Annotated in this window: 13 protein-coding genes; 9 read left to right on the top strand and 4 right to left on the bottom strand. The window is 68.0% G+C overall.

Annotation, left to right across the window (positions count from 1 at the left end; all coding sequences use genetic code 11):
* Nucleotides 1-34 precede the first annotated feature (34 nt).
* Nucleotides 35-511: a DUF2231 domain-containing protein gene (locus D7316_RS17425; RefSeq protein ID WP_124709373.1), complete on the top strand. Its 477-nt coding sequence runs from the start codon at nucleotides 35-37 to the stop codon at nucleotides 509-511.
* Between the two features lie 31 nt (nucleotides 512-542).
* A complete protein-coding gene (locus D7316_RS17420; RefSeq protein ID WP_124709372.1) occupies nucleotides 543-4,841 on the top strand; it encodes a non-ribosomal peptide synthetase in 4,299 nt (1,432 codons plus the stop codon).
* On the opposite strand, the gene D7316_RS17415 is transcribed toward D7316_RS17420, so the two are convergent.
* Complete coding sequence (locus D7316_RS17415; protein ID WP_124709371.1) at nucleotides 4,829-5,065, bottom strand: CDGSH iron-sulfur domain-containing protein; 237 nt, start codon at nucleotides 5,063-5,065, stop codon at nucleotides 4,829-4,831. The genes D7316_RS17420 and D7316_RS17415 overlap by 13 nt on opposite strands.
* Nucleotides 5,066-5,124: 59 nt before the next feature.
* Here D7316_RS17415 and D7316_RS17410 point away from each other — a divergent pair, with 59 nt between their 5' ends.
* Both D7316_RS17410 and D7316_RS17405 read left to right on the top strand, forming a co-directional pair.
* Nucleotides 5,125-6,156 (top strand): iron-containing redox enzyme family protein, encoded by a 1,032-nt coding sequence (locus tag D7316_RS17410; protein ID WP_232016952.1) that lies wholly within the window; start codon nucleotides 5,125-5,127, stop codon nucleotides 6,154-6,156.
* 199 nt (nucleotides 6,157-6,355) lie between these two features.
* Nucleotides 6,356-7,570: a TetR/AcrR family transcriptional regulator gene (locus tag D7316_RS17405; protein WP_164473809.1), complete on the top strand. Its 1,215-nt coding sequence runs from the start codon at nucleotides 6,356-6,358 to the stop codon at nucleotides 7,568-7,570.
* Nucleotides 7,571-7,582: 12 nt separating this feature from the next.
* Here the strand turns inward: D7316_RS17405 and D7316_RS17400 are convergent, their stop codons facing one another.
* Nucleotides 7,583-8,029 carry an SRPBCC family protein gene (locus D7316_RS17400; RefSeq protein ID WP_124709369.1) on the bottom strand — a complete coding sequence of 149 codons (447 nt, stop codon included), beginning with the start codon at nucleotides 8,027-8,029 and terminating at the stop codon, nucleotides 7,583-7,585.
* A 198-nt stretch (nucleotides 8,030-8,227) separates the two neighbouring features.
* Here D7316_RS17400 and D7316_RS17395 point away from each other — a divergent pair, with 198 nt between their 5' ends.
* Nucleotides 8,228-9,076 carry a cutinase family protein gene (locus D7316_RS17395; protein WP_232017199.1) on the top strand — a complete coding sequence of 283 codons (849 nt, stop codon included), beginning with the start codon at nucleotides 8,228-8,230 and terminating at the stop codon, nucleotides 9,074-9,076.
* A gap of 426 nt (nucleotides 9,077-9,502) precedes the next feature.
* Here the strand turns inward: D7316_RS17395 and D7316_RS17390 are convergent, their stop codons facing one another.
* Nucleotides 9,503-9,724, bottom strand: coding sequence for an RNA-binding S4 domain-containing protein (locus tag D7316_RS17390; RefSeq protein WP_124711409.1), 222 nt, complete (start codon nucleotides 9,722-9,724; stop codon nucleotides 9,503-9,505).
* A 50-nt stretch (nucleotides 9,725-9,774) separates the two neighbouring features.
* Here D7316_RS17390 and lysX point away from each other — a divergent pair, with 50 nt between their 5' ends.
* Nucleotides 9,775-13,230 (top strand): bifunctional lysylphosphatidylglycerol synthetase/lysine--tRNA ligase LysX, encoded by a 3,456-nt coding sequence (gene lysX, locus D7316_RS17385; protein WP_124709368.1) that lies wholly within the window; start codon nucleotides 9,775-9,777, stop codon nucleotides 13,228-13,230.
* Between the two features lie 28 nt (nucleotides 13,231-13,258).
* Here the strand turns inward: lysX and D7316_RS17380 are convergent, their stop codons facing one another.
* Nucleotides 13,259-14,191 (bottom strand): MBL fold metallo-hydrolase, encoded by a 933-nt coding sequence (locus tag D7316_RS17380; protein WP_232016951.1) that lies wholly within the window; start codon nucleotides 14,189-14,191, stop codon nucleotides 13,259-13,261.
* 121 nt (nucleotides 14,192-14,312) lie between these two features.
* Here D7316_RS17380 and D7316_RS17375 point away from each other — a divergent pair, with 121 nt between their 5' ends.
* Genes D7316_RS17375 through D7316_RS17365 form a run of 3 tightly spaced genes read left to right on the top strand, consistent with a single transcriptional unit; the run spans nucleotide 14,313 to nucleotide 17,398 of the window.
* Nucleotides 14,313-15,212, top strand: coding sequence for an alpha/beta hydrolase (locus tag D7316_RS17375; protein WP_124711408.1), 900 nt, complete (start codon nucleotides 14,313-14,315; stop codon nucleotides 15,210-15,212).
* Between the two features lie 49 nt (nucleotides 15,213-15,261).
* On the top strand, nucleotides 15,262-15,834 hold the full coding sequence (gene rraA / locus D7316_RS17370; protein ID WP_232016949.1) for a ribonuclease E activity regulator RraA: 573 nt from the start codon (nucleotides 15,262-15,264) through the stop codon (nucleotides 15,832-15,834).
* Between the two features lie 10 nt (nucleotides 15,835-15,844).
* Nucleotides 15,845-17,398 (top strand): succinic semialdehyde dehydrogenase, encoded by a 1,554-nt coding sequence (locus D7316_RS17365; protein WP_124709366.1) that lies wholly within the window; start codon nucleotides 15,845-15,847, stop codon nucleotides 17,396-17,398.
* The last annotated feature ends 2 nt before the right edge of the window (nucleotides 17,399-17,400 follow it).

Below are 17,400 nucleotides of genomic sequence, written 5' to 3'. Positions count from 1 at the left end.
CGTCCTTTCAACTCGGCGGGAATACCGTCGTCGCGTGGACACCATCAATGGCATCCCGGCACACCCGCTGTTCGTGCACGGTGTGGTGGTACTCGTACCCGTGGCCGCCGTCATGACGATCCTGGGGGTCGTCTGGCCGGCGGCGCGTCGTCGGCTGGGATTCCTCACACCGCTGGTGGCACTCGTCGCGCTTGTCATGGTGCCGCTGGCCACGAGCGCCGGCGAGGCGTTGGAGAAGCGCGTCCCACACACGGACGCGGTGGAACGCCACACCAGACTCGGCGAGCAGATGATCTATTGGGTCGGGCCACTCTTCGCGCTGTCGGTGGTGTGGTGGGTTCTCCACGACGAACGGGCTCGCGAGTACCTCGCGAGCCGGTTGCATCTCTCGCCGAGAGGACGACGAATCGTCGACATCGTGATCGGCGCGGCGACGGTGATCGTCGCGCTCGGTGCATTGGTGACGGTCTACCGGATCGGCGACAGCGGGTCGCGTGCCGTATGGCAGTGATCGGACGTGTGCACCGGGGAGGGCGGTCGGCATGAGTGCCACCCGACGAGCGCTGTGGCTCGCACAGGTTCTGCGCCCCGACGTCTCCCATGTCGTCGCGTTCGCGGTCACCATCACCGGTCCGCTCGATGTCGAGCGGCTGACTTTGTCGGTCGATGCCGTGCTCGACCACGTGGGTTGGAGGGATGTGCACATCCCCGCCGGCCTGTCGCCGGCGGATGTCGGGGCCGGAGAGCCGTTGCGGCGCAGACCTACTGGATGCGAATCCGTCACCGTGGTGGATCTGCGGCCGCCGGTGGGTGACCCGATGACCGCAAGTGCCCGGCGCACAGCCGAGTTCGTCGACGCGGCCGATGGGGCGGACCTCACCGAGCCACTGTGGCGTAGCGAGCTGCATGTGCTCTCGCCGGAACTGCATCGCTGGGTGATTCGAGTGCATCATGTGCTGACCGACGGCGCCGGTGCGCTCCGCGTAGTGTCGCACATAGCGGACGTGTACGCGGGGACAGCCGACCCGTTCGGGCTCGAACTTCCCGCCGACGAGGACCTCGAGGCCGCCGAGGCTGCGTACGCGGCCTCGGGACGTTACCGAGATGACGCACGCTACTGGGGCGACGTTCTCGACCGGCACGAACCTGCACTCCTCGCCGGCGGTATGCCGTCCGAACCGACATCCCGTCTGACCCGTGTCACCCACCGGATCTCGAGTCCCCGACCACCCTCGACCGACGAGACCGTCGCTGCGTTCGCCGGCTTCTGCGCTCGGCTTCTGGATCGCGCCGACATCGGTCTCGGATTACCGGTCGCGGCGCGCACGTCGGCCCTGCGACGACGTGCGGTCCAGCCGCTGTCCACCGTCGTGCCGCTGACGCTGGACGGCATCGGCGATCGAACCGCTGCCGAGGCGGTGGCCGACGTCAGGATCGCGATCGTCGGTGCGCTACGCCATCAGCTGCATCGCCGAGAGGACATGGTGCGCGGTCGTGACGACACGGTCGACTTCGGCCCCATGGTGAACCTGTTGCCGGACGTGACGATTCCCGACGTGCCGGGCCTGGGATGGGACGTCGAGGTGCTGCGCACGGGGCCGGTCACCGATGTCTCGATGACGGTGCACCCGGCCGACGAACACGGTGATCGCGGGATCAGTTGGGAAGCCCCGGCGACGCGGTTCGACACCGCAGCACTGAACGACCTGGCTCGTCGGTTCGACCGATTCCTCTCCGCCACCCTGGTCGAGATCGACGACGGCAGACCTGTTCCCGCGGAGTCGATCTTCCTGCCCGGCGAATGGACGTTGTTTCGGAGTCGATCGGGTTCTCCTGCACCGCCATTCGCGCCGACGTCCGCACTGCTCGACGAGTACGCCCAGTACGATCCGGCCGGGCCGGGTCTCGTGTCGGGCGGGCTGGCGTTGTCACGATCGGACCTGCTCGATCAGGGGGACCGCTGGGCTCAGACCCTCATCGACGCGGGGGTGAGACCAGGGGACGCGGTCGCCGTGTCGCTGGAACGGTCGGCCGCCTCGGTAGTCGCCTTCTGGTCGGTGATCCGCGCCGGAGCGGTGTGGCTGCCGATGGACCCGACGCTGCCTGTCGCCAGGAAGCGAAAGATCCTGGGGCGACTCGACGTCGCTGTCGGGCTGAGCGCTCCCGGCCACCACGAGGTCGGACCCACCCGATGGATCGAGATCGACATCGCCGCAGCGGGCCCGAACGATGGCGTCAAACACCGGCATCTACCCGGACTGGATCGTGGCCCCGATGATAGGGCCTACGTGCTGTTCACCTCGGGCTCCACGGGAGAGCCGAAGGGTGTCGACATGCCGCACCGAGGACTGCCCGCGTTGGTGGCGGAGATCCGGAAGTCGTATGCGCTGTCACCGGACTCACGCATGCTTCACGTGTCCTCGCCAACCTTCGACTCCGGTCTCGTCGACATGCTGTCCGCGGTCGCCACGGGTGCCACGCTGGTCGTGGCGCCGGCCGGCGTCGATGCGGGTGCTCCGCTCGCACGCCTCATCGACGAGGCAAAGGTCACGCATCTCATCGTGACCCCCTCGGTCCTCGACACGCTGCCGCGTGAGCTCTGCGACCAACTCCAGCAGGTCGTGCTCGGCGGGGAGCGGGTTCCGCCATCGATCGTGGACGCCTGGGGCGCCCGGGTCCCGCTGCGAAATGCGTATGGACCCACCGAGACACGATGCAGCGTCAACTTCTCCGGCCCGATGCTCCCGGGGTGTCCGGTCACTGTCGGGCCTCCCATGGTCGGGGTGACGGAGGCGATACTCGATCGATGGGGGCGCCCCCAGCCGCCGGGCGCAATCGGCGTGCTGCACGTGTCCGGTCCCCAGGTCGCCGATGGGTACCTGGGCGCTCCCGAGCTCACGGCCGAGGTCTTCCTCGATTCGTCGATCTCGGCCGACCCGGTCATGTACCGCACCGGTGATCTCGCGACGTGGACGGCGGACGGTGAGGTGCGCGTCCTGGGACGGCGCGACGGCCAGGTCAAGATGCGCGGTCTGCGGATCGAACTCGGTGAGGTGGACACCGCACTCGCCCGGATCGCCGGTGTCGCACGGTCGGCGACCATCATGCGTGAGCTGCCGTCAGGCAGGTCCGAGCTGGTGTCGTTCGTCGTCTCCGAGTGTGGTGCGCCGGCGGGGCCTCGGGAGCTGCGTCGGAAGCTTGCACTGACATTGCCGCCGTACATGATTCCGGCGCGGGTCGTCGTGTGCGACGAACTCCCCCGGACGGCTACGGGCAAACTGGACTCCGCTGCTCTGTGCGCACTGGCCGTGGCCGACCGGCGACACGGCCGGGTACCTGATGGATGGCGAGAAGTCCTGCTACTCCACATCGTGGGCGAGGTTCTCGGCCTGACGACGGTGGACCCGGATGCGAGCTTTCTTGAACAGGGCGGTGATTCACTGGCGGTGATCCGGATCGTGCAGCGGCTCGTGGAGGCGGGGCACCGGGAGATCGGGCCCGACGATCTGTTGCGTGCGACGGATCTGGCATCGGTCGCTGCGCAACTGACGAATCCGCCGGTGGCCGCGCCGTTGAGTCCGCCGGACGGACCCGACGAGCACCGCACGACGGCCGACCGCGAGACTCCGCTGACACCGGCGCAGCGAACCGTGAGCCGAGCCCGGGACGACCCCGATGCTCAGATCATCCGTGTCGGGTGGCTGGTCCCAGTGGGCGCCGGGCCATCGGCCGAGCACCTGGAGCGGATCATCGGCGTTCTGCTGGACAGGCATCCGGCGCTGCGGTCATCGTTCCCCGACACCGTCGAGGGTCCGGTCCGGCGAGTGGCCCCGCACGTGCCGACGGGCCTGGTCGTCGACAGGGTGACGGCCTCGACGTATCCGACTCGAGATGATCTGGAGGCCGTTGCCGACGGGATGGCCGAGCGCCTGGACGTCCGCTCGGGTCTGCCGCTCGCCGTGACCCTGGTGATCGATGCGCTCGGGTCGATCAGCGGTGTCGTGGCCGTCGCGCATCACATCGCCGCCGACGGTCAGTCCCTCGCCCTCCTGGCGTCGGAGATGGACAGACTGCTGTGCGGGGCAGACCTGCCGCCGCTTCCCGGGGCCGACGTGTGCATGCCCGCCCCGTGCGCCGGCGGCAATTCAGACGATGGATTCCGACTCGAACATCTTGCGTCGCTCCCGGACTCGGCGTGGACGCTCGGCGGCGTTCGGGTCGAAGGGATCCGGGACCGCGCGGTGATCCGACAGACTGCACAGGTCTCGGCGGCCGGTTTCGGGGAATTCCGTTCTCACGCAGCGGCCAGGGGTATCACCGCAGTCGAGGCATTCCGCGCGGAGATCGCCGAGACCCTGGCCGAGGTGACGGGGGACCGGCGGGTGCTGTCGGCGACCCCGGTCTCGCGTCGACCGCCCGGAGGGGAGAACCTCGTCGGCGACTTCGTGCTGTGCGCGATCATCCCGATCGAGGCGGGCGCCGATCCGACAGTCAGTGCGGATGTCGCGCGGCGGTGGATCGATGCCGCGACCACCCCGATGGAGGACATCCTGTTTCTCGCGGGTCGTCCCGTGAGTGGCTCGGACGTCTTTCCGGTCCCGGTGCTCATCGGGTGGTCACCCGAGATCGACGGCGGGTCCGCACTCGGCGAGATGATCGCATTTCGACCCGATCGCGGGCGCTGGGTGCTGCAGATCGAGGGCTCCCCGATGGTGGACGGTCGCCTGGGTATCGAGGTGACCGGACTCGAGGCCGGCCTCGGCCCGGACACCGTTCACCAGATCGCCCGAGCCATCCACCGACGGATCGAAGGGAGGTGGCAGTCGTGTCAGTCGCCGTGAATGGGCGGACGACCGACGGCATGGGTTCCGTCGCAGTAGGGCTGGATGCTCGAGCGGCCACATCGGCAGAGGGCCACGGTGGCGCGGTGCCGTGGGATGGGGTTTCCGGCGGCGTCCACGATCTCGACGTCACCGCGAACCACCAGCGGGCCACCCGGCGTGACCGTTATCCGCGCCGATCCGTGTCCGGTGGGCGTGGATCGACGTTCTGTGGGGATGTCCATGAGTCCATGATGAGCGACGCCGGCATCCGGCGGTGTCGACATCGGCGGGGCGGAGAATCATGACCGCGGCCGGGCAGACTCCGACCCGGTGCCCGATGCTCGAGCCCCGTGGCCCCCTGAGTCTGATCGTGTGGAGGATGTTGCGGGAGAGGCCTACGACGTCGGGCGTCGATCTGACCGACGTCGCCCACGTCCTGAGCGCCAAGCCCGCCGGGCGTGCGTTGCTCGACGATCTGGATCTGCAACGAGCGTGGTTCATCATCGGCGAACTCGATGGGCGAGGAGTGTGCGGGGTCGACGATCGGTGGAACGACCATCCCGCGGTGGCCTCGCTACGACTGGACATCGGCGACGCCCTGGAGGCGGCCATCCGCGATCGTGTGGGTGCGATGGATCCGTGCACAGCAGAAGAGCTGCCCGCACGGGTGCGACGTGAACTCGACGGCATCGCCGCGCCCGCCCTGTCGTCGTATCTCCGGTGCGAGGGGACCGCGGCCGACTATCGGGACCTTCTGCGTCATCGGTCGCTGTATCACCTTCGCGAAGCCGATCCGCATACGATCGCGATCCCCAGGCTGACCGGCCGGGCGAAGGCGGCACTCGTCGAGATCCAGAGCGACGAGTACGGCGGTGGCAGGGAAGAGGACATGCATGCCACTCTTTTCGCTCGGTCGATGAACTCCCTCGGACTCTCCAGCGACTACGGCGCCTATGCCGAAACCCTTCCCGCGGTCACCCTGGCGTGGTCGAACACGTTGTCACTCTTCGCGTCCCGCCGTCGACTCCGGGCCGCCGTCGTCGGACACCTCCTCGCGCTCGAATGCACGTCGTCCATCCCGAACAAGAGGTATGCGGAGGGGTTGCGGAGGCTCGGGTTCGGCGACGAGGCGACTCGGTTCTTCGATGAGCATGTCGAAGCGGACGCCGTGCACGAGCAGATAGCCCTGTACGACATGTCCATGCCGTTGCTGGAGAGCGAGCCGGACCTCTCGGTCGATCTGTTGACCGGATTCCGCGCGGCCGTCCTGCTCGATGCTGATGTCGCCGGGCATCTCATTGCGCACTGGAAGGTGACGGCAGTGCACGAATGAGGATCCGGTCCCGCGCCGATCTACCCGACGCAGGTCGCCCAGCGCTGAGCGGAGACCTGACCAGCGAAGTCCGGACTGTGACGTTCCTGCGATTTGCGTGCGTTCTCGGGTCTGTTGGGCCCACTCTGTAGCAGAGTGGGAGATGTGGTTGTCCCCCGTTCGGAGGACAACCACGTCTTCACGACCTGACAGGATTCGAATGACGACTGCCCGCGCGGATGGTCCCTACCGGCGCACCCGCCCGAAGGACCGGAAGCAGCACATCCTCACCACCGCCGCGGAGTTGTTCCGCAACGAGGGTTTCCACAACGTGGGGATGAGCGACATCGCCGCCGGGGTCGGCATCGTCCCGAGCGCGCTGTACCGCCACTACCGCAACAAGCACGACCTGCTGGTCGCTTCGTTCGACGAGTCCGTCCGCAGGTACGAGGAAGCGGTCGACGGCGTCGACGATCCGCTCGAGATGACACGCAGCATCGTGCACGTGGCGACGGCGTCGCAGGCATTGGACCTCGCCTGGAGCCGGGACAACGGTCATCTCGATCCGGACGAGCGCGCGGCGATCCTGGCGCGGATCCGCACGGTCGCCGACCGGGCCGCAGGCATCGTCGGCGCGGACTCGGGGCCCGACCGGGTGCCCGCCCACGTCACCACCTGGGCGATGCTCGCGGTGGTGAACTGGCCCGGCCACCGGCCGTTGTCGGTGTCCCACGCCGACCAGCCGCGCATGCTGATGGCGGCGGCGAATGCCATCGTCACTGCCGGGCGGCACGCCGTCCGGTCACGCCCGTCACCCGACTCCGCACCCGGGCCGGTGCGGTCGGATCCGGCCGGCGGATTGATGCCGTTGGCACGTCGCGAGGCCCTGCTGAACACCGCGATCACGATGTTCGCCGTCAGCGGCTACCCCAACGTGAGCCTCGACGACATCGGCGAGGCCGTCGGTATCGCCGGCCCGAGCGTCTACAACCACTTCGGCAGCAAACTCGAGATCCTGGTGTGCGGTATCCGGCGCGCGTTCGACGTGATGTGGCTCGAGCTCGGCCAGGTGCTCGGACAGACCGCCGATCCCGCCCGTGCCCTCGACCAGTTGCTGTCCGGTTACGCGCGCTTCGCCTACGCGCACTGGGACCTGATCGCGGTGTTGCTGTCGCACACGGTGTTGCTCGACGACGACTCACTCGCGCTGCTCGCGCGCACCTATCTCGAGTACGTCAGCGAGTGGCGGCGTCTGCAGATGATGTGCCGGCCCGAGCTGAGCGCCGACGAGGCCCAGACGCTCGTCGATCTGGCACTCGCGGTCATCAACGGTGTGGTGCGGGTGGAGGCGCTTCGGGTGCCGACCCTTCCGGACGACGCCTGCCACCTCGCCAAGGCCGTGCTGGACGCGTCGCTCGTCGAGGTCGGGGTCTGACGCCTGCGTCGTTCAGATCGACGTCAGTGCCTGCGTCATCTGCCGTTCCACGGGTTCGGCCAGGCGGTCGAACGCGAACTGGACGAGGGTGTCGGCGAACCGCGCGGCGCCGTTGAACTCGACGTGTGCGTGGTAGGTGATGATCGTCGCGGGTCCGTCGCCGGTTCCGTTGCTCGTCCCGAAGGAGAGGTCGTCGACCGACGTCGCCGTCTTGTTGGTGCCGGTGAACGTCAGATGGTCGGGATCGTCGCGGGTCAGTTCGTAGACCAGTTCGGTGGTGACACCGTAGAGCTTGGTGGTGTTGTGCCACTTCGTGCCCAGACCCACCGGGTCGGCGCCGATCTGTTCGCACCGCACCGTCCCCGGATCCCAGTCGACGGCGTTGGCGAAATCGCGCAGATAGGCGACGACCTCGGCCGGTGGGCGTTGGACGGTGAACGTACGGGACACGTCGACCACGGCGACTCCTTGTTCGGCAACGATGCAGGGATATACCGCTATTCGGCACAGGCCGGATTTCGGATGGCCTTCTCGATGCGCCGACAGTCCCGCGTCGGGCCACTACACTCGGGAGCGCGAACCCGGACGGGCCCGATGGCAGTGGGAGGGACGAGGATGCGGCTGCGCGCACTGATCGCCGGAGTGGCGGCCACGCTGATGGCCATCGGATCGGTGGTGGTCACGGCCGCACCCGCCGCCGCGGCACCACCCGGATGCCCGAAGATCTACGTGCTCGCCATTCCCGGCACCTGGGCGAACGGCACGAGCCCCGGGATCATGGGCGAGGTGACGTCGGGGCTCGGCCCCGAGACACGCGTGCAGTTCGTCGGGTACAACGCGACCGCGTTCCCGTGGGAGAAGGCCGTCTACGGCAAATCCAAGGCCCAGGCCGTCGCCAACACCAAGGGCCTCGCGATCTCCATGCTGCGCCGCTGCCCCGGCACGCGCATCGCGCTGACGGGCTACAGCCAGGGCGCCGACGCCGCCGGGGATGTCGCGTCGGAGATCGGAACCGGCCGTGCGGAGATCCGGCCGGGACAGGTCGCCGGCGTCGTGCTGATCGCCGACCCGCGTCGCTCGCGGCGCGACAACCTGATCGGCCCCGCGCTGAACGGCGAGGGCAGTGGTGGTCCCCGGCTCGACGGCATGGGCTGGGTACTGCCGCGGGCGTTCACCATCTGCCAACCCTCGGACCTCTACTGCAACGTGCCCCGCGACTACTTCATCACCAGGATCGTCGGATACCTCGCGGAGACCAGCGACCCGACGCCGAGCCAGATCGCGCAGTACCAGGCCGAGGCCGGAGCCATCGTGGCCGAGCTGACGACCCTGGGCGGGCCCGGGAAGATCGTCGATGAACTGTCCAATACCCGCGCCCGTGAACAGATCAGGGCGTTCGATCAGTTCCTGCAATCCGGGGCGCACGGGGTCTACAGGTCCTTCCAGGTGCGTCCGGGCGTGACGGCCGTCGAGTGGGCGCACGGTTTCCTGGCGGGACTCGCCTGAGATCGCGGCCGCGACGAACCCGGTGCGCGGTCCATTCGAACGAACTACATCGAGGGTCTGTCGCTACCACAGATGTAACAGCGCAGGTGGGAACATCGATGTACCGGATGCCAGCGATCTCGGGCCGGACGACCTGACCGGAGCGTGATCAGGTGTGGCGGAGAATACGTTTTTCGACGTCACTTATGGCTTGGGTGCGGGTAACCGACCGACTACAGTAAAGCGAAGTTCAGGTCCGATGTAGCAAACAAGGGAAGTGATTGGTCATGAGGTTGGCTGATACATTCTCCGGTCCTCGCCGAGGCGCCAAGCTGAGTTCGATCAGCGTAGGTCGATTCGGGCGATCGCGTCCTGCACGGATGTTCCCTGCCGAGGCGGAGAGGCTTGCGAGTCCCGCCGAACTCCGGCGCCTCAAGTCGTGATCAGTCAGTCGTTGCCGACACGCGCGGCCTGATCTCCGAGTTCCACCACATCCCCGGGCGCCAATTGTCGGCCCCGCCGGGTCTCTACCTCACCATTGACCGACACCATGCCGTCGCCGATGACCTCTTTCGCCTCGGCGCCGGAGTCGATGAGGTTGGCCAGCTTCAGGAATTGGCCCAATCGGATCGACGCGTCCCGGATCGGTATCTCGTCCACCCCCGACATCTTGCCCAACGACACCGTGTTCGGCGAGCCCGGCCGGTTAACGTTGGTCCATGACATTGGAAGCGTCGCGCGCCGCGCTGCCCGAAGACGCCCCCGACCATCTCGCCACCGCGGCCGCGGATCGTCCGCAGACCGCTGCCGAGCGTCGCTCACGTGATCTGATCGACCACATCCGGACCCCGAGCGGATTCGGGCGTCTGGCGCCGCGGATCGCGGGAACCGTCGTCGGGGTGCTGGCCACGATCTCGCTGTTGTCGAGCGTGCTCCCGTTCTTCCGGCATCTCATCCACGTCCCCCGCGACTACGTGGACACCTTCATCATCACGTTGCCCGACACCAGCTTCGCGTGGGCGTTCGTGTTGGCGCTCGTCGCGTTCGCGCTGTCGATGCGCAAACGCATCGCGTGGTGGATCTGCGTGGTCTACCTCGCGCTGTACACGCTCGGCAACGTCATCTACCTGATCCCGGCGTTGGCCGACGAACTGTCGGTGACCGACAACGACCGCATCAACCTGTGGATCGGCATCGTGATCGATGTCGCGGCGCTGATCTATCTGCTCGCGACGTACCGGCAGTTCTACACCCGGGTCCGTCGGGGTGCGGTGCTGCGGGCGATCGGCGCGTTGATCTGCGGTCTCGCGATCGGCACCTTGCTCGGTTGGGGGCTGGTGTGGCTGTTCCCGCACACCCTGACCCGCGCGGACCGGCTGCCGTACGCGTTCAACCGCGTCGTCGCGTTCGGCGCCATCGACCAGGAGACCACCTTCGACGGCCGGCACAGCTTCGCGCCCGTCAACGGCCTGCTCGGACTGTTCGGCGCGGTCGCGCTGATCGTCGCCGCGGTCGTACTGTTCCGGTCGGTCCGGCTCAAGGCGCTCATCACCGCCGATGACGAACGACTGATCCGTGCCCTCATCGGCCGGTTCAACGACGACGACTCGCTCGCCTACTTCTCCACCCGTCGCGACAAGGCGGTGGTGTTCTCGCCGGACGGTCGTGCGGCGATCACCTACCGCGTCGAGCTCGGGGTGGGGCTCGCGGGTGGCGATCCCATCGGTGACCCGGAGTCCTGGGGCGACGCGATCGCCGAATTCCTCACGCTCTGTGACAGGTACGGCTGGCATCCCGCGGCCATGGGATCGAGTGCGCGCGGTGCCGCGGCCTACGACGCCGCCGGCTTCGGATCACTCTCCATCGGAGACGAGGCGATCCTCTACACCCGCGACTACAGCATCAACGGACCCGCCATGCGCGGTGTGCGCCAGGCGGTCACCAGGACCAAACGTGCCGGCATCACGATCCGCATCCGGCGACACAGTGAGATCTCGACAGGCTCGATCGACGGGAAGGGGGGCTCGATCGACGGGAAGCCGTCCGAGATGGCCCAGGTCGTCGCACGCGCCGACGCCTGGCGCGACACCGACGAGGAACGCGGCTTCGCCATGGCGCTCGGCCGCATCGGCGACCCGGCCGACGGCAACTGTCTCCTGGTCGAGGCGGTCGAGAACGAGGGGACCGACGCGGAGAAGGTCGTCGGGATGCTGTCGTTCGTCCCCTGGGGGCGCACCGGGGTGTCACTCGACGTCATGCGCCGCGACCGCGACTCGGTGAACGGCATCGTCGAGACGATGGTCACCGAACTGGCGAAGAATTCCGAGCAGTACGGCATCACCGAGATCTCGCTGAACTTCGCGACCTTCCGCGCCTTCTTCGAGCACGGCGCCGAGATCGGGGCCGGACCCGTGATGCGCGCGACCTATTCGGCACTGATGTTCGGCTCACGGTTCTTCCAGATGGAGTCGCTCTACAAGTCCAACGCCAAGTACCGGCCGGATTGGCAGCCGCGCTACCTGTGCTTCGAGGACAACGCGGTATTGCCGCGGGTCGGGCTCGCCGCGATCGTCACCGAGGGATTCGTTCAGCTACCGAGGTTCGGGCGGGCCCGCCACTACACCGAGGGGGTGTCGGCGATCCCGGCCGGAGTCGACGTCGACGCACTCATCGACGAGCTCGACGCCGAGGCCGAGCAGTCGGCGGTGGAAGTGCATCGGCCCGAACAGGTCCGGGTGCGACTGGCCAAGATGGAGCGACTCGTCGCCGACGGCTTCGATCCCTACCCGCCTTCCGATCCGCCGACGCACTCGATCGCCCAGGCGATCGCCGAACCGGAGGGCACCGTGGTGACCATCGCGGGCCGCGTGACGCGGCTCCGCGATTTCGGCAAGGTGTCCTTCGCCGACGTGCACGACTGGTCGGGTCAGGTGCAGGTGCTGGTCGAGGAGTCCCGGGTCATTCCCGGCACTCCGGATTTCGGGGCGGACGTCGATCTCGGCGATCTGATCGAGGCGCGGGGTGTGGTGGGTCAGAGCCGATCCGGCGAGCTGTCGATCCTGATCGACGCCTGGCGGTTCAACGGCAAGTGCCTGCGGCCGCTGCCGGACAAGTGGAGCGGACTGACCGACCCGGAGGCCCGGGTGCGTCAGCGCTATGTCGACCTGGCGATCAACCCTCGCAGCCGCGAGTTGCTGGCCACCCGCAGTCTGGTGGTGAAGTCGTTGCGCGACTTTCTCGCCCAGCGCGGCTACCTGGAGGTCGAGACGCCGATCCTGCAGCAGATCCACGGCGGGGCGAACGCCACGCCGTTCCAGACGCACATCAACGCCTACGACCTCGATCTCTATCTGCGTATCGCACCGGAGCTCTACCTGAAGCGACTGTGCGTCGGCGGCGTCGAGAAGGTCTTCGAGATCGGGCGCAACTTCCGCAACGAAGGCGTCGACTTCAGTCACAACCCGGAGTTCACCAGCCTGGAGGCCTACGAGGCACACAGCGACTATCTGAAGATGCTCGACCTGACGCGGGAGATGATCCAGTACGCCGCCACCGCAGCGTACGGAGAGCCGGTGATCGTGCGCACCGACGACGACGGAAACGAAGAGCGCGTGGACATCTCGGGTGCGTGGCCGGTCAAGACGGTGCACGAGGTGGTCTCTGAGGGCGCCGGCGAAGAGGTGACACCCGAGACGCCGGTGGAGACGTTGCGCGCCATCTGCGACCGGCTGGAGATCGCGCATCGGCCCGACTGGGATGCCGGCCAGGTCGTCCTCGAGCTGTACGAGCACCTCGGCGAGGACCGGACCACCTTCCCGACGTTCTACACCAACTTCCCTACGTCGACGTCGCCGCTCACCCGCGCCCACCGATCGATTCCGGGCGTGGCCGAGCGCTGGGACCTGGTCGCCTGGGGCGTCGAACTCGGTACCGCCTACACCGAGCTGACCGATCCGGTGGAGCAGCGCAATCGGTTGACCGCGCAGTCGGTGCTGGCGGCCGGTGGCGACCCGGAGGCGATGGAACTCGACGAGGACTTCCTGCAGGCACTCGAGTATGCGATGCCGCCGACCGGCGGTCTCGGCGTCGGCGTCGACCGCGTGGTCATGCTGATCACCGGGCAGTCGATCCGCGAATCCCTGGCTTTCCCGTTGGCGAAGCCGCAGGAGGGCTAGAGGAAAAGCGCGAGGGCAACGGGCCAGGTCACCCACACAAATGCGCCGTGACCGTCGAGTCGTGGGTCGGGATGACCCGGATGTGACGCCGCACGAGGTGAAGTCGATGCAGCGTCGCGAAGGCGGCGTCTCGGTCGTCATCGACGAACTCGCCCGGGAAGGCGGGTTTCTGCCTGAGCCGATCGACCTGCTCGTGGTGCCACGCGGCGTCTCCGGCGAGCAGTACCCATCCACGCGCGGTTCTCGCGAGGACACCGATGCTTCCGGGCGTGTGTCCGGCGAGATCGACCAGCACCACCGATCCGTCGTCGAACAGGTCATGACTCGCGGTGAACGTGAACACGGGCGGGCCGTCGAGGCCGTAGGTGCGGACGGGCCTGCCGTCGGTCAGGGTCGGTCGGACACCTCCGGCCGGGGGACGCACGCCGTCGAGGATCCACGCGTGCTCGGTGTCGCGGAGGAGCACCGGCAGGCCGGGAAGGTCCAGGAGGCCGCACACGTGGTCCCAGTGAGCATGGGTCGGCAGCGCGAACTCGGGTTGTCGAGCCGGTGGCTGTCTCTTGAGCCCGTCCACGGTGCTCACCGTTGTCCTGGGTGGCGTGACCACCCGTCGGGTCAGGAACGGCAGTTCGGGCAGTACACGGTCACGTGCCTGCCGGCAGAAACCGGGGTCCACCAGAAAGGTGGCTGCAGGGTGTTCGACGACGAACGACGTCAGGGCGGAGTCCAGGCGCCGGAGGGGAGCCGCACCCTCTACGAGTCCCATCGCCGGCACTCGTCGAGTGACCTGAGGCAAGGCTCGGACCGTGACGGTCTGGTCGCCCGCCGGGGGCCCGGCATCGGTGATCGACTGCATCAATCTGACGTCCGGCGGCCTCGGGCGCACGGTGCCGCGCACCAGGTGGCCGACGGCGGTCAACACCTCGCCGAGCGCGGGATCGCGCTCTCGTGGCTGGGACACCTCGGCGGCTCCTTCGACATTCATCTCGGACCAGGGCGACGCGACGTCGACGTTACCGCGCGCACGGCGCGCCGAGCCCGCACCGATGGCAGATGCAATCCATCGACCGACATCCGCGGTCATGGGTGACGACACGGTGACCCACCGACCTCCCGGCCGCCTCGTCGACGTCGACAACAGCTCGCTGCACGTTCTCGACGATGGCGACGGCCCACCCCTCCTGCTGCTGGCCGCCCTGGGCAGCAATTGGTTCGATCTCGATCCACTGACCGATCGGCTCCGTGCATCGTGGCGGGTCATCCGCTATGACCGCCCCGGCTACGGCCTGTCGGAACCGATTGGGCCACTGGCTCATCCGACGCTCGACGGGGAGGTCGACAGGATCTGCGCGGTCCTGGACGCGGTGGGCATCGACGGACCGGTCACGGTGGTCGCCCACTCGATGGCGTCGATCTACGCGGAGGCGTTCGCGCGACGGTGTCCGGAACGGACCGCGGGTGTCGTGATGATCGACGGCTCGTTCGTGATGGTGCCGTGGCGGATGCTGCCCACACGCGGCCGGACCTTCATCGCGCGACGCCTCGACAGCGTCGTCGAGATGCTGAGTCGAGGCCTCGGTCTGCGACGGCGAAGCGCCGACCTCCGGCCGCGACTGCTACCGGCGCCGCCCGAGGGATTCGACGGGACGCAGCAGTACTGGGCGACGACGGTCTTCGGGCAGCGGCCGATGGTGCGCGCGACGCTGATCGAGCATGCGGCCTTTCCCGCTCTCAACGCTGATCTGCGGTCGCTTCGTCGCCGACGTCCGATGCCCGGCGTGCCGCGGGTCGTGGTCGGCGCGGTGCACGGGGTCCGGCCGTGGCGCCACTACTGGGCGTGGAAGCAGACGCGGTACGCGCAGATGCTCGGGGCATCGCGGGTGCTCATCGCCGGACAGCACTTCCTGGTCCTCGACCGGCCGGACGAGTTGGCCGAGGCGATCGATGCGATCCGTCCGGGGTCGGCCGGTGCCGGGCAGTAGCTGTACCCGCCGGTAACATCTACCGGTCGATCCGCATAAACTGGTCGCCATGACCGAGTTGACCTTCACGCCGACCGCCGACCTCGTCGATGAGATCGGCGACCTCGTCCGGAGTTGCGACACCCAGTTCACCCAGTTCGGCGGCCACCGTGAGTTCGTCGGCCGGGTAACCACGGTCAAGTGCTTCCAGGACAACGCCCTGCTCAAGTCCATCCTCTCCGAGTCGAATCCCGGTGGGGTGCTCGTCGTCGACGGCGCCGAGTCGGTACACACCGCGCTCGTCGGCGACATCATCGCCGAACTCGGGCGGTCCAACGGCTGGGTCGGCATCATCGTCAACGGCGCGATCCGCGACGCGAAGGCGATCGGCGGGATGGAGATCGGCGTGAAGGCGCTGGGCACCAACCCGCGCAAGTCCAGCAAGACCGGAGTCGGTGACCGTGACATCCCGCTGACCATCGGCGGGGAGACGTTCAACCCCGGCGACATCGTCTACTCCGACGACGACGGCATCGTGCTGGTGTCCGAGACCGGCGACACGGACACACAGACCGCCACGGACACCGACACCGCCCCGGGCACCGACGCCGCCCCGGACACCGACACCACCACCGAGAGCTGAGGGACCGATCATGCCGAAGCCCACGCCCGATTACTTCCGCCGGCTCGCCGCGCTGGTGGCCATCGACGACGCCGCCGCCCGGCCCACCCGGCCCGTGCTGGAAGCATTCAGCGGTGTCGAGATGGCGACGATCCCGGTCGGAACCGCCGAGGATCTCGAGACCGCGGTCGCGCGTGCACGCGCCGCTCAGGAGGGGTGGGCGCACCGGACTCCGGCCGAGCGAGCCGAGGTGCTCGACCGGTTCTCCGAGCTCGTGCACAAGAACGCCGCCGAGCTGATGGACATCGCGCAGGCCGAGACCGGCAAGGCGCGCATCTACGCCCAGGAAGAGGTCATCGACGTCGCGCTGACCGCGCGGTATTACGCGACCACCGGGCCCAAGACGTTGGCCGAGCACAAGGTCAAGGGCATGCTGCCCGGCGCCACGAGTGTTCGTGTGCGCTACCAGCCCAAGGGCGTCGTCGGCGTGATCAGTCCGTGGAACTATCCGCTCACCCTCGCCGTGTCCGACGCCGTCGCAGCACTCCTCGCCGGCAACGGCGTGGTGATCAAGCCCGACAGCCAGACACCGTACTGCGCACTCGCACTCGCCGAGCTGCTCTATGAAGCGGGGCTGCCGGCCGAGCTGTATGCCGTGGTGCCGGGACCGGGAAGTGTTGTCGGACAGGCGATCGTGGCCTCCGCCGACTATGTGATGTTCACCGGGTCGTCGGAGACCGGCGCCGCGCTCGCCGAGCAGGCCGGCCGTCGACTGATCGGATTCTCCGCCGAACTCGGCGGCAAGAACCCGATGATCGTCAGTGCCAACGCGAACATCGATCGCGCCGTGGAAGGTGCCGCGCGCGCGTGCTATTCGAACTCGGGACAGCTCTGCATCTCGATCGAGCGGCTCTACGTCGACAAGGCCGTCGCCGACGAGTTCACCGCGAAGTTCGGCGCGTTCGTGTCCGCGATGAAGCTCGACGCCACCTACGACTTCACCGCCGACATGGGCTCGCTGGCATCGGCGGCCCAGATCGACACCGCCGAGGAGCATGTGCAGGACGCGGTGTCGAAGGGTGCCAAGATCCTTGCGGGCGGTCGTCGTCGTGCCGACCTCGGCCCGTTCTTCTTCGAGCCGACCGTGCTGACCGACGTCACCGACGAGATGACCTGCTACGCCGAGGAGACCTTCGGCCCGGTCGTCTCGATCTACCCCGTCGACTCCACTGACGAAGCGGTCAAGCTGGCCAACGCGACCCGGTACGGCCTCAACGCGAGCGTCTTCGCGGGGAGCAGTGCCGAGGCCAACGCGATCGCCGATCAGCTGCGTGCCGGCACGGTCAACATCAACGAGGGCTACGCGGCGGCGTGGGCGTCGACGGCGGCACCGATGGGCGGCATGGGCATCTCCGGCGTCGGGCGCCGCCACGGCGAGGAAGGCCTGCTCAAGTACACCGAGCCGCAGACCGTCGCCGAGCAGCGATTCCTCGGCATCGACCGGGCGCCCGGCATTCCGCAGGGCGTCTATCGTGCCGTCACGCCGTACGCGATCCGCGCGCTGAAATACCTGCCGGGTCGCTGAGG

Source organism: Gordonia insulae, from assembly GCF_003855095.1.
Lineage (GTDB): Bacteria > Actinomycetota > Actinomycetes > Mycobacteriales > Mycobacteriaceae > Gordonia > Gordonia insulae.
The sequence above is the reverse complement of the archived record's forward strand: the minus strand, read 5'-3'. Positions and strand labels throughout refer to the sequence as shown.